This window comes from Flexivirga alba, from assembly GCF_042661025.1.
Taxonomy (GTDB): Bacteria; Actinomycetota; Actinomycetes; order Actinomycetales; family Dermatophilaceae; genus Flexivirga; species Flexivirga alba.
Genome location: NZ_JBHSWH010000001.1, coordinates 2167395 through 2179749 on the forward strand (window position 1 = coordinate 2167395; position 12355 = coordinate 2179749).

The window sequence follows — 12355 nt, forward strand, 5'->3', positions numbered from 1 at the left end:
TGAGTTCTGTAAAGGCGAAGCAAACCACAAAAATAGTAAATTTTGCGTAAAGGCTTGTTCTAGAAACCTTAAACGAGTACGTTGCGTAAACGTTACCTGTAGAAGTCCAGATGTCAGGTCGGGCAGCGCTCCGACCCGTAGATGACCGCGACGCACCCCAGGTTGTAGCGCGTCGCAGTTTGCTTGTCCGCCCCCTCCGCTTTGGGCCTGCGGCGTTACTCGTTTCGTCAGCACAGCCGCCAGGGGTAGTAGATGTCATCCATAGTTCAGCAGAGTCGGTCGTTCGCGGAGCTCGACAAGGCGCAGGGCGCGAGGGTGCGTCGCTCCGTCCTTGTCACGGGGGCTGCGGGCGTAGCCGGCAAGTCATTAGCGCAGCAGCTGATTGCGCGTGGGTTTCAAGTGCATTGCTTCGACACCCGCCCGATGGACATTCCGTCGGCTACGTGTCATGTGGCGGACGGTATGCCGGGCTTGATGCCCGCGCTTGCCCGGTTGATCCGCACCGAGCACATCGACCTCGTCATACCGGCCAATTCCGTTGACCTGTCGGCGATCTCATCCGGCCGCATGGCGTTCGGCAATCGCGTCGACGTTGTGGTGGCGGGGCCGGGACCGACGGCCACCGCGCAGGACCGGCTGATGACCGCCTGGGCCCTCTGGTCACACGGCATCGGGGTGCCGGACTTCGGAGTCCCGAGTGACTTCGCCCACCCCACGAAGTCTGAGTCGATCGTGAGCGGTGCGCTGATGTTGCGTTCCCGCTGGGTCGACGGCGACCAGCCAACCGTGCTGGTGGACCACCCCTCCGAGGTCGACTGGGCTTCGGTCGGTGACGATCTGCTGGTGCAGGAGTTCGTGCCTGGCACGACATACAAGGCCGTCGTCTATCGACCGCTGGACGGCAAGGGCCGGCTGACGATCGTGCTCGAGGAAGCGATTCTCGACGGCGGCGAGATCGGCGCAAAGTACACCATCGCCCAGCACACAATGCCGGAGGTCGAACGCGTCGCCCAAGCCGCGGTGCGGGCACTCGGCTTGACCGGGCCGGCCGAGGTGTCGTTGCGTAGCAGAGAGGGCGGCGAGCCCCTCGTGCTCGATGTGCGCGCCGGGTTCGGTCCGCACAGCTCGCTGGCTCCCGAGCTCCTGGAAGCGGTGCTACGCGATCATCCATCTCGCGAGACTGCGCCGCGGGTTCGAGATCGGATCAACGGCGCTCCTGTCGGCGGCTTCAGCGCGCGCGACGGGCGCGTCTTCGCGAGTGGAGCACGGCGATGACCTGGGTGCCCGGCCGCGGACGCCCGGTCGTGATCCCCGAGGACACTACGCCACTGCGCGGTGTGAAAGTCGATGCGCGGGGGCGCATCGCCTGGCTGCTGCGGCTGAGCCGGCTGGCCGCCGTGCCCGGCCCGGCGGGCCGTTTCGTCGAGATGTTGCGTGCACAGGGGTGTGCGCTCGGGCCGAGCACACTGTGCCGTTACGAGACCGGTGTGGAGCCTGTTCCCACGGCAGTCGTGCTGGCCTACGAGAAGACCCTCGACCTGCCAGCGGGGAGCCTGCTCGGGGTGTGCCTAGGCATCGATCGGGCATTCGGTCCGGCGCTCGCCCCGGAAGGGCCGCAGAACGTGTCCCGGACAGCGTTGAGTGATGCGCTGGGCGAGTGGGAGGAGTCGATGGCTGCGGGTTCAATGGCCGGCACGGATTGGATCCATCTCGCGGACGCCCTGACCCGGCCGGACGGTCCACTGGTGCCACCGTCGATGTTGCACTGCTGGGTGGAGCAACTGGTCTCAGAAACGATGCGTGCGGTGCGTCATGCGTACACCACGCGGTCCTACGCCCTCGACCTGCTGCTGACCGACCGGGCAACGGGCCGTGTCGTGCTGGATGTCGTGGCAAGGGCGATCGCGGAGCCCGGCGCGCAGTCGGTGTCCAAGGTGATCCCGGTCTTGGGTAACAGTCGAGATCCGGAGCTGCTGCACTGGGTGGTCGAGCACTTCGCGCACTCCGAGGGTGAGCAGCTGTGGGGTGCGGCGTACGCGATGCTCGCCCAGATCTGCAACGGCCGGATGCCTGCGGCCTTCATGCCGGCGATCGTGAGAGTAGTGCTGGACGCGGCAACAGACGGGCCGGAGCGTGGTGAGCCTGCATTCCATGTGGCACAACGTATTTCGGCCGATCTGACACAGCGGGTAGTTACGCGGCTCGGGTACTACCCGGCACCAACGGCCGCCGGGGCCCGGGTGCAGAGCCCGACCGCCCTGAGCACCTACCGGTCCGCCGCGTTGCAGGAGTCGGGTCTGGACGACCCGATGCTCGACCGGCTGCTCCGGGAGGCGCTGTCGCCGGACTTCCTCGAGCGCAGGCACCACTCGTCCACGCTGCTCGGTGTCAGTCCTTACCGCGGGATCATCGTCAAGGTCGCGCTGGAGCAGGTACGGACGCCGTCAGGTCCTTATGCGGCGGAGGCCGCCGGACATGCGCTGGGTTATCTGGCGGTCCCCGGGCAACGGGACCAACTGGTCGATCTGCTCGAGACGGTTCCTGATTCGCGGGGCGACATGTTGGTCGCGCTCGCGCGCATCGGTGGCGTCCCCGATCATGTAGATCTCGCCGGCCTGGCGGCGGACCCCACGCTTGCGTCGACGGTCGTCTACGCCGCCGGCATGAGCAATCATCCAGATCTGGCGCTTTTCGCTACCAGTCCACAACTGGCCGGTGACCAGGTGCAGCGCAACGCGATCTGGTGGCAGCAGGCGGGGGCGGCTGTCTATGACGTGCCGACCGGTGTGCCGAGCGATTGCCTTTCCCTGGCAGGTTAATCGGGCACTTGGTCGACACGCGCCGGCCGGTCGGGGTCACACCCGGCCGGCCGGTCGCACGCCCGGTTAGCATTCCGAACATGCGCATCCTGGTCACCGGCGGAGCCGGCTTCATCGGCAGCAACTTCGTGCACCTGACCGCGGCGACGCGGCCCGACGTGCAGCAGACGGTGCTGGATGCGTTCACGTATGCCGGAGACCGTGCGTCGCTGGCCGGTCTCGAGGACAGAATCGAGATCGTCGAGGGCGACGTCGCGGACGCTGAGGTGGTGGACCGGCTGGTGGCCGACGCCGATGCGGTCGTGCACTTCGCCGCCGAGTCGCACAACGACAATTCGCTCGCCGACCCGTCGCCGTTCGTGCGCACCAACCTGATCGGCACGTTCACCCTGCTGGAAGCGGTCCGTAAGCACGAAGTGCGCTACCACCACATCTCGACCGACGAGGTGTATGGCGATCTCGAGCTCGACGATCCGGGGCGTTTCACCGAGGCCACGCCATACAACCCGAGTAGTCCCTACTCCTCGACCAAGGCCGGCAGCGACCTGATGGTCCGCGCCTGGGTGCGCTCCTTCGGGGTGCGCGCGACGATCAGCAACTGCTCCAACAACTACGGCCCGCGCCAGCACGTCGAGAAGTTCATCCCGCGGCAGATCACCAACATCATCGACGGCGTCCGCCCCAAGCTGTATGGCGATGGGCTCAACGTGCGTGACTGGATCCATGTCGATGACCACAATCGCGCGGTCTGGACGATCCTGGAGCGCGGCGAGATCGGGCAGACCTATCTCATCGGAGCCAACGGTGAGAAGAACAACAAAGAGGTCATCGAGCAGATCCTGACCGGCATGGGCAAGGACGCTCACGACTACGACCACGTCACCGATCGGGCGGGACACGATCGGCGCTACGCGATCGACTCGACCATGTTGCGCGAAAAGCTTGGCTGGGCACCGGAGTTCGCCGACTTCGACGCCGGCCTGGCCGCGACCATCGACTGGTATCGCGCCAACGAAGCCTGGTGGCGCCCGCAGAAGGCCGCAGCGGAAGCGAAATACACCGGCCAATCGGTGATCAGCTGATGCGCTGGTTGGTGACCGGTGGCCGCGGCATGTTCGGCACCGACCTGGTTTTGCTGTTGCAGGAACGCGGCGAAGACGTCGTCGCAGTCGGCTCGGCCGAGTGCGACATCCGGTCTCTTGATGCGGTGCGCGACACGATGCGGGACTTCGATGTCGTGGTCAACGCGGCGGCGTGGACTGCGGTCGATGACGCGGAATCCCATGAGCCGGAAGCCTTCGCCATCAACGCGACCGGCGCTCGCAACGTCGCACTCGTCGCAGCGGAGACCGGCGCCCGGATGGTGCACATCTCCACCGACTACGTCTTCGACGGCACCGCCACTGAGCCCTACGCGCCGGATCACCCGCAGGCGCCGCGGTCGGCCTACGGGCGCACCAAGGCGGCGGGGGAGTGGGCCATCCGGACCACGAACCCGGACGCGCTGATCGTGCGCACTGCCTGGCTGTATGGCGAGCACGGCCCCAACTTCGTCAAGACGATGCAACGCCTGGCCGGTCAGCACGACACCCTGAACGTGGTCGATGACCAGATCGGTCAGCCCACCTGGACCAAGGATCTGGCGGCGTATGTCGTCGAGCTCGTCACCTCGGGGAAGCCCGGCGGCTACTACCACGGCACGTCGGACGGGACGACGACATGGTGCGGCTTCACCCGGGAGATCTTCCGGTTGTCCGGGTGGGACCCGGAGCGCGTGAAGCCCTGCACGACAGCGGATTTCCCGCGGCCGGCACCCCGCCCGGCGTTGAGCGTGCTGCGACACGACGCCGGCCCGGCAGTTCGGCGTTGGGACGCGGCTCTCGCGGAGTATCTGGTGGCCTGCGACCACTGAGCGAGCGACCGCCGCTGGTCAACCAGCTTCGTCCAGCGAGCGCTCGACGCCGATGACCGTCGCGACCGCGACGCTTCCGTCCTGTGAGATCGACACTTGCACGTCGCCGATCCCACGCTCCTCAGCGATTTGCAGTGCGATTCCGGTCAGGTTCAGCCTGAGCCATCCACCGGGCACACCGACGACCTCCATGTCGAGCCACTCGGGCATGATCGCCGTCGGACGCAACATCTTCAGAGCGGCTTCCTTCGCACAGAAGCGTCCGGCGAGCCTGGCTGCGAGCAGATGTGGCTCTGTGTCGTAACCGCCGCACGTGTGAATCTCCTGTGCCGTAAAGGTGCGGTCGAGAAATGTGCGGCCGTGCCTTCGGATGGATGCCTCAACTGAGCTGACATCTCGCGTTTCGGTGCCGACGCGGACATTGAAAGGGAGCGCACGTGAGTGCCGCGCATCGGACGGGGACCGCGGGTCCGTGTCAGTCATCAAGCCCTCTCCCAGTGGGTTTCCGTGCGTGGTACCCGACCGGCTCCGACGGTGGGTAAAGAAAGGGTAAGGTTCGCATGATTGGCGCGGCTAGGCAAAATGCTGCGACCGATCAAGTTCACAAAAAACCGGCGGTGTTCACCAGGCCCGGCGCAGCCGTGAAGGAGATGACGTGACCAACGAGCAGGGCAGGATCCTGATCGTGTGCACCGGCAATGTATGCCGGTCGCCCTACATCGAGCGGTTGCTCACGGTCGGGATGCGCGGCCTCGACGTCGGGGTGTCCAGCGCAGGCACCCGTGCGCTGGCCGGTAAGCCCATGGACCAGGGATCGGCACGCCTGCTGAAGGACGCCGGCATCGGCACCGACGACTTCGTCGCGCGGCAGCTGACTCCCGCGATGCTGGCCGAGGCCGATCTGGTGCTGACTGCGACGCGCGAGCACCGGCGCGAGGTGGTCCAGCTCGAGCCGAAGGCGTTGCGCTACACGCACGCTGTCGACGACTTCAGTGATCTGGTCGCGGCGGCGGACCTGCGGAACGCATCCTTCCTCGAGTCGCAGGGCGCACCGATGATCGCCAAGCTGGCTTCGCGCGCCCAGTCCGCGCGCGGCGAGGTCGCCGCCCGCGTGGCGGAGGACTCCGGGATCGTGGACCCGTTCCGGCAACCGGACAGTGTCTTCATGTTGATGGCACAACAGGTCGGCGAAGTGCTCCCGCGGATTGTCCGTGCCGCCCACGAGGTTGCCGTCAGCTGCTGAGCCGCGTTCGTCCGGGCACGGTGGTCGCCACTACCGGCACGATCTTGCAGCGGTGAAGAAAGTCCGCGAGTTCTCCCGAGGTTGGCGTCGACGGCTTTACTTGATCTTTGCCGAAGCATTACCATTGGGCCTAGTTTCAGCTCTTCGGTCTCTGCCTCTTCCTCCTGCTGCTTTTTCGTGCCCTTCTGCGCGTCTGCGGAAGGGCTTGGTCGAGGTTTGGTGACGGCCCCCCGTGAGAGTTCATAGAGCGATTCACTGGGAAGGGTGGGGACATTGAAGGACGCTGGGCGGATTTTGGTGGTGTGTAGGGGGAATGTCTGCCAATCGCCATACATCGAGCGGTTGCTCGCGGCCCGCTTGCGCGACTTGGACGTCGACGTGTCCAGCGCAGGCACCGCCGCGCTGGCCGGTCAGGGCATGCAGGATGACTCAGCGCGGCTGCTGAGGAAAGCAGGCATCGAGCCCGGCGATTTCGTCGCACGGCAACTCACGGCCGAGATGTTGTGGGATGCCGATCTGGTGCTGACTGCGACGCGCGAGATCCGTCGCGAAGTCGTGCGATTGGAGCCAAAGGCGCTGCGCTACACCCACGCCCTCATCGATTTCGGTGACCTGGTCGCCGGCGCCGACCTGGGCAACCCGACGATCACGGAAGCCGCGAACGCAACCCGGGTTGGCAAATTGGCAGCGCGCGCCATCACCGGCCGCGGCGAAGTCACAGCGCGTCGTGCGGTTGACGCCGCGATCGTGGACCCGTACCAGAAGCGTGGCCGTGAGTATGCCGCGATGGCACAGCAGGTCGGAGCGGTCCTGCCGCGCCTCGTGGGTGCCGCGCACGACGTCATCTCGGCCGCGGACCTCTACGCGCACTGGTGACCGACTGAGCCGATCAGCGCCCACTGAGCACAGCCACTGAGAGCAATTTCTCAGGAGCGTTGCAGGCGGCGGTGCCAAGCTGGAGTCATGTTGCCTGATCTCATCCTCGTCGTGTGCACCGGGAATGTATGTCGTTCTCCGTACGTCGAATTCACGCTGCGAGACGCGCTCGCCGATTGGGTGCGGATCGGCAGCGCAGGCACCGAGGCGCTGGTCGGGGAGCCGGTCGATCCCGGCGCTGACGAGTTGCTCGCAGCCGGCGGCATCGACGCCGACGGTTTCGCGGCTCGGCAGGTGACCGCCGATCTGGTGCGGGAGTCCACGTTGATCCTGACGGCGACCCGCAGTCAGCGCACCCAGGTCGTGCGCATGGAGACGAGTGGGCTGCGCAAGACCTTCGCGTTGATCGACTTCAGCGACATCGTCGCGCAGTTGGACTTCGCGCAATTGCAGCCGTCGTTCATGGATCCGCCGGACCTGTCACCCCTGGGGTTGCTGGTCAGCGGCGCAGCGCGGCACCTCGGGCGCATCACCCCGCGGTCGGCGGACAAGGCGGACATCGTGGATCCGTTCGGTCAGGGCAACCGCGCCTTCAAACAGATGCAGCAGCAGATCGACGATGCCCTGCCGCCGGTGGTCACTGCGGTGACACACCTCTATTCGGGTCGGGCGCACACCAGGGCTTCGTGACGATGCCCCGGTGAGCGAAACCAAGGTGGTCGAGTGCCGGAGGAGCGAAGCGGGGGAGGTGTATCGAGACCGCGGCCTCAACTGGCCTCGGTTACATTGAGCCGGTGAGCGCAGGTGGACGGATCTTGGTGGTGTGCACCGGCAATGTATGCCGGTCGCCCTACATCGAGCGGTTGCTCACGGTCGGGATGCGCGGCCTCGACGTCGAGGTGTCCAGCGCAGGCACCCGTGCGCTGGTCAGTAAGCCCATGGACCCGGGGTCGGCACGCCTGCTGAAGGACGCCGGCATCGGCACCGACGACTTCGTCTCGCGGCAGCTGACTCCCGTCATGCTGGCCGAAGCCGATCTGGTGCTGACCGCGACGCGCGAGCACCGGCGCGAGGTGGTCCAGCTCGAGCCGAAGGCGTTGCGCTACACGCACGCTGTCGACGACTTCAGTGATCTGGTCGCGGCGGCGGACCTGCGGCACGCATCCTTCCTCGAGTCGTCCGGAGCGCCGCTGGTCGTCAAGCTGGCCGCCCGCGCCCAGTCCGCGCGCGGCGAGGTCGGCGCACGCGTCGCCGAGGACTCCGGCATCGTCGACCCGTTCCGTCAGGACGACAGTGTCTTTGCGTCCATGGCAGCGCAGGTGGGCGAGGTCCTTCCGCGCATCGTGCGCTCCGCACACGAGGTCGCCGTCAGTCGCTGATGGCCGGCCGCTCGGCCACTATCGAAGACTGAGTGCGGGAATACGAGCGGCACCAGCTAATGTGTCCGCGGGAGTATGAGATATGGAGCCATCTGAGTGAAAATCACGGTTGTCGGGCTGGGTAAAATCGGTTTACCTCTCGCTGTCCAATTCGCGCGATCCGGTCACCAAGTGTTCGGCGCAGACGTCAGCCAGCGAGTGGTGGACCAAGTGAACGACGGGAATGAACCATTTCCCGGCGAGGAGCACCTGCAGGAGTACCTCGCAGAGGTCGTGTCGGCAGGGCAGCTGACCGCCACCACGGACACCACCACAGCAGTCTCCAATAGCGACGCCGTCGTGGTCGTGGTGCCCCTGTTCGTCGACGACGGGGCGCGCCCCGACTTCGGCTGGATGGACAGTGCAACCGATGACATCGCGCGCGGTCTGACGACGGGCACGCTCGTGATCTACGAGACGACGCTGCCGGTCGGGACGACGCGCACGCGCTGGAAGCCGAAACTGGAGCAGGGCTCCGGACTCACCGAAGGCACCGACTTCCACCTGGTCTTCTCGCCGGAGCGGGTGCTCACCGGCCGGGTCTTCGCCGACCTGCGCAAATACCCGAAGCTCGTCGGCGGTCTCAGCGACGACGGCGGGAAGGCGGCCACCGCGTTCTACGAGCAGGTGCTGCAATTCGACGAACGACCCGACCTCGAGCGTGGCAACGGCGTGTGGGACCTCGGGTCCGCCGAAGCGGCCGAGATGGCGAAGCTGGCTGAGACCACCTACCGCGACGTGAACATCGGCCTCGCCAACCAGTTCGGCAGGTTCGCCGCCAAGAACGGCATCGACGTCTATCAGGTCATCGAAGCCAGCAACTCCCAGCCCTACAGCCACATCCATCGCCCGGGCATCGCCGTCGGCGGTCACTGCATCCCGGTCTACCCGCGGCTCTACCTGTGGAACGACCCCGACGCGACTGTGGTCCGCGCCGCGCGCGAGGCGAATGCTGCGATGCCGGCCTACACCGTCGGGCTCGCGGCGGGTGCCGCGGGCGGCAGCCTCACGGGAAAGACCGTCGCGGTGCTCGGTGCTTCGTACCGAGGCGGTGTGAAGGAGACGGCCTTCTCCGGGATCTTCGGCACCGTCGATGCGCTCCGCCAGGCGGGCGCCGTGGTGAAGGTGCACGATCCGATGTATTCGGACGACGAACTCGCCGGGTTCGGTTGGGACGCTTATGAATTGGGCTCGCCGACGGACGTCGTGATCGTGCAGGCGGACCATGCGGCGTATGCCGGACTGAGTGCCGACGACGTGCCCGGTGCGACGGTGGTCGTGGACGGCCGCAAGATCCTGGACCGCGCGAGTTTCCCGGACACGGCATTTCTTGTCGTCGGCAAGGCGCCCGAGCAGGCGCAGGCGTGACAGCGCGGATCGTCGATTCGGCCGACGTCGCGCCCAGTGCGCAGATCGGGGACGGTTCGTCCATCTGGCATCTTGCGCAGGTGCGCGAGGATGCCGTGCTGGGTAGGGACTGCATCGTCGGCCGTGGAGCGTACGTCGGCACCGGCGTGCGTATGGGTGACTCCTGCAAGCTGCAGAACTACGCCCTCGTCTACGAGCCGGCGGTGCTGGAAGACGGCGTATTCGTCGGCCCAGCAGCGGTTTTCACCAATGACCACTACCCTCGCTCGATCAGCCCCGACGGCCCGCTCAAGCGCGGTGACGACTGGGAGGCTGTGGGAGTGACCTGCCGCACCGGTGCATCGATCGGGGCGCGCGCCGTGTGCGTCGCACCCGTGACGATCGGCCGATGGGCGATGGTCGCCGCCGGCGCCGTCGTCATCTCGGACGTGCCCGACTTCGCACTGGTAGCAGGCGTGCCCGCACGCCGCATCCGCTGGGTGGGCCGAGCGGGGGAGCCACTGGAGCGAGTGGATGAGCACAGCTGGCGCTGCCCGCGCACCGGCGAAACCTACATCGAACACAACGAGACTCTGACGGAGACACCAGCATCATGAACGACTTCATCCCACCCGCAAAGCCGATCATCGGCGACGAGGAGCGCGCGGCGGTCGACCGCGTCATGCGCAGCGGCATGCTTGCGCAGGGACCGGAGGTCAAGGCGTTCGAGGAAGAGTTCGCCGAGCACTTCGGGCTCGGGCGCGCCTGTGTCGCAGTCAATTCCGGCACTTCCGGATTGCACCTCGGGCTGCTCGCCGCGGGGGTGAAGCCCGGCGATGAGGTGATCGTCCCGTCCTTCACCTTTGCCGCCACCGCCAACTCGGTGGCACTCACCGGTGCGACGCCGGTCTTCGCCGACATCAGCGCGGACGACTTCTGCCTCGACCCAGGGGCGGTGGAGGCTGCGATCACCGACAAGACGGTGGCGATCATGCCGGTCCACCTCTACGGGCATCCTGCCAAGATGGAGGAGCTGCTCCAGGTTGCGCGCAAACATGACCTGAAGGTCTTCGAGGATGCAGCGCAGGCGCACGGAGCGTCACTCAATGGCACACCGGTCGGAGCCTTCGGGCAGTTCGCGATGTTCTCGCTCTACCCGACAAAGAACATGACCTCCGGTGAGGGCGGCATGGTGAGTGCGGCCGACCCGGAGACCGAGCGGTTGCTGCGCCTCTACCGCAACCAGGGCATGCAGCAGCAGTACCACAATGAGGTCGTGGGCCTGAACAACCGGATGACCGACATCCACGCGGCGATCGGCCGGGTGCAGCTGACCAAGGTCGACGGCTGGACCAAGCAGCGCCAGGAGAACGCGGCACATCTGTCAACTCGCCTGGAGGGCGTGACACCGCCACCGGTCGCGAACGGTGCGGTGCACGTCTACCACCAATACACGATTCGCGTCCCGCACGACCGAGACGGCTTCGCAAAGGCACTGCGCGAGGAGCACAACATCGGATCGGGCATGTTCTACCCGGTGCCCAACCACCAGCTGAAGCCCTTCCAGGTCGACGTCGACCTGCCGGAGACGGCCAAGGCCGCGGCCGAGTGCCTGTCGCTGCCGGTCCACCCATCGTTGTCCGAGGCGGACCTGGATCGCATTGTCAGCGCGGTCAACTCGCTCGCGAAAGCTGGTGCGTGACGATGGCGAATCTGCGAGCGGGTTTGATCGGTCTCGGCATGATGGGCCGCCACCACGCCCGCGTGCTCAGCAGTCTCGAGGGGTCGACCTTGTCGCGGTTGCCGATCCCGGCGGCGACAAGTTCGGTGCGGCAGGCGGGCGCGAAGTCCTCGGGACCGTGGACGAACTGATCGCCAAGGGCCTCGACTACTGCATGGTCGCGGTGCCGACCGCCTTCCACGAGCCAGTGGGTTTGGCCCTCGCCGAGGCCGGCGTGCACGCAATCATCGAGAAGCCGCTGGCCGAGAGCGTCGAGTCGGCCGAGCGACTGGCGAAGGCCTTCAGCTGCAAGGGCCTCATCGGCGGGGTGGGGCACATCGAGCGCTACAACCCGGCACTCCAAGCCGCGCGGGCCCGCATCGAGGCCGGTGAGCTCGGCGACGTCTACCAGGTAGTGACCCGTCGTCAGGGCCCGTTCCCGGGGCGCATCGCGGATGTCGGTGTCGTGATGGACCTTGGCACGCACGACATTGATCTCACTGCCTGGGTGACCCAGCAGGACTACGTGTCGGTCTCGGCGCGCACGGCGCACAAGTCGGGCCGCGAGCACGAGGATCTGGTCGCCGTCGTCGGACAGCTGTCCGAGGGAACCGTCACCAACCACCTGGTGAACTGGCTGTCGCCGCTGAAGGAGCGGACGACGGTCATCACGGGGGAGAAGGGCACCTTCGTCGCAGACACGCTGACCGCCGACCTCACCTACTACGCCAACGGCCAGGTCGAGACGACCTGGGACGACATCAGCCGCTTCCGCGGTGTGTCCGAGGGCGACATCGTGCGCTACGCGATCGCGAAGCCGGAGCCGCTGCGGGTCGAGCACGAGAATTTCCGGGATGCGGTCCTCGGCAAGCCCGCCGACATCGTCACACTCGCGCAGGGTCTGTCCACGGTGCGCACGGCTTTCGCGTGCATCGAATCTGCGCGTCGGGGACTGACGATGTCTCTGGAGAGCGTCAGTTAAACCTGTGCTGGATCGCATCGCCCACTGGTCGCCGGCGC

General features: G+C 66.4%; 12 protein-coding genes and 1 pseudogene. 12 read left to right on the top strand and 1 reads right to left on the bottom strand.

Annotation, left to right across the window (positions count from 1 at the left end; all coding sequences use genetic code 11):
* Positions 1 to 252: 252 nt before the first annotated feature.
* The 4 genes from ACFQDH_RS10725 to rfbD all read left to right on the top strand — a co-directional run bounded on the left by ACFQDH_RS10725 (position 253) and on the right by rfbD (position 4731).
* Entirely contained in the window at positions 253 to 1275 is a 1023-nt protein-coding gene (locus ACFQDH_RS10725) for an NAD-dependent epimerase/dehydratase family protein (RefSeq protein WP_382401120.1), read from the top strand.
* Positions 1272 to 2819: a hypothetical protein gene (locus ACFQDH_RS10730; protein ID WP_382401122.1), complete on the top strand. Its 1548-nt coding sequence runs from the start codon at positions 1272 to 1274 to the stop codon at positions 2817 to 2819. Before ACFQDH_RS10725 ends, ACFQDH_RS10730 begins: the two co-directional genes overlap by 4 nt.
* Before the next feature lie 80 nt (positions 2820 to 2899).
* Positions 2900 to 3901 (top strand): dTDP-glucose 4,6-dehydratase, encoded by a 1002-nt coding sequence (rfbB, locus tag ACFQDH_RS10735; protein ID WP_382401124.1) that lies wholly within the window; start codon positions 2900 to 2902, stop codon positions 3899 to 3901.
* Positions 3901 to 4731, top strand: a complete 831-nt coding sequence (rfbD, locus tag ACFQDH_RS10740; protein ID WP_382401126.1) for a dTDP-4-dehydrorhamnose reductase — start codon at positions 3901 to 3903, stop codon at positions 4729 to 4731. The genes rfbB and rfbD overlap by 1 nt, the downstream gene beginning before the upstream one ends.
* 18 nt (positions 4732 to 4749) lie before the next feature.
* Here the strand turns inward: rfbD and ACFQDH_RS10745 are convergent, their stop codons facing one another.
* A complete protein-coding gene (locus ACFQDH_RS10745) occupies positions 4750 to 5214 on the bottom strand; it encodes a holo-ACP synthase (RefSeq protein ID WP_382401128.1) in 465 nt (154 codons plus the stop codon).
* A gap of 172 nt (positions 5215 to 5386) precedes the next feature.
* Here ACFQDH_RS10745 and ACFQDH_RS10750 point away from each other — a divergent pair, with 172 nt between their 5' ends.
* The 8 genes and pseudogenes from ACFQDH_RS10750 (at position 5387) to ACFQDH_RS10785 (ending at position 12317) form a co-directional block, all read left to right on the top strand.
* Positions 5387 to 5974, top strand: coding sequence for an arsenate reductase/protein-tyrosine-phosphatase family protein (locus ACFQDH_RS10750; RefSeq protein WP_382401130.1), 588 nt, complete (start codon positions 5387 to 5389; stop codon positions 5972 to 5974).
* A gap of 300 nt (positions 5975 to 6274) precedes the next feature.
* The gene (locus tag ACFQDH_RS10755; RefSeq protein WP_382401133.1) at positions 6275 to 6850 is read left to right on the top strand and encodes an arsenate reductase/protein-tyrosine-phosphatase family protein; all 576 of its coding nucleotides are present in this window, start codon (positions 6275 to 6277) and stop codon (positions 6848 to 6850) included.
* An 87-nt stretch (positions 6851 to 6937) separates the two neighbouring features.
* The gene (locus tag ACFQDH_RS10760; protein ID WP_382401135.1) at positions 6938 to 7540 is read left to right on the top strand and encodes an arsenate reductase/protein-tyrosine-phosphatase family protein; all 603 of its coding nucleotides are present in this window, start codon (positions 6938 to 6940) and stop codon (positions 7538 to 7540) included.
* Between the two features lie 104 nt (positions 7541 to 7644).
* Positions 7645 to 8229 carry an arsenate reductase/protein-tyrosine-phosphatase family protein gene (locus tag ACFQDH_RS10765; protein ID WP_382401137.1) on the top strand — a complete coding sequence of 195 codons (585 nt, stop codon included), beginning with the start codon at positions 7645 to 7647 and terminating at the stop codon, positions 8227 to 8229.
* Positions 8230 to 8325: 96 nt separating this feature from the next.
* Positions 8326 to 9636 (top strand): nucleotide sugar dehydrogenase, encoded by a 1311-nt coding sequence (locus tag ACFQDH_RS10770; protein WP_382401139.1) that lies wholly within the window; start codon positions 8326 to 8328, stop codon positions 9634 to 9636.
* The gene (locus ACFQDH_RS10775) at positions 9633 to 10232 is read left to right on the top strand and encodes an acyltransferase (RefSeq protein WP_382401141.1); all 600 of its coding nucleotides are present in this window, start codon (positions 9633 to 9635) and stop codon (positions 10230 to 10232) included. The genes ACFQDH_RS10770 and ACFQDH_RS10775 overlap by 4 nt, the downstream gene beginning before the upstream one ends.
* The gene (locus ACFQDH_RS10780; RefSeq protein ID WP_382401143.1) at positions 10229 to 11317 is read left to right on the top strand and encodes a DegT/DnrJ/EryC1/StrS family aminotransferase; all 1089 of its coding nucleotides are present in this window, start codon (positions 10229 to 10231) and stop codon (positions 11315 to 11317) included. The genes ACFQDH_RS10775 and ACFQDH_RS10780 overlap by 4 nt, the downstream gene beginning before the upstream one ends.
* A 2-nt stretch (positions 11318 to 11319) precedes the next feature.
* Positions 11320 to 12317: pseudogene (locus ACFQDH_RS10785) on the top strand (Gfo/Idh/MocA family protein).
* Positions 12318 to 12355 lie beyond the last annotated feature (38 nt).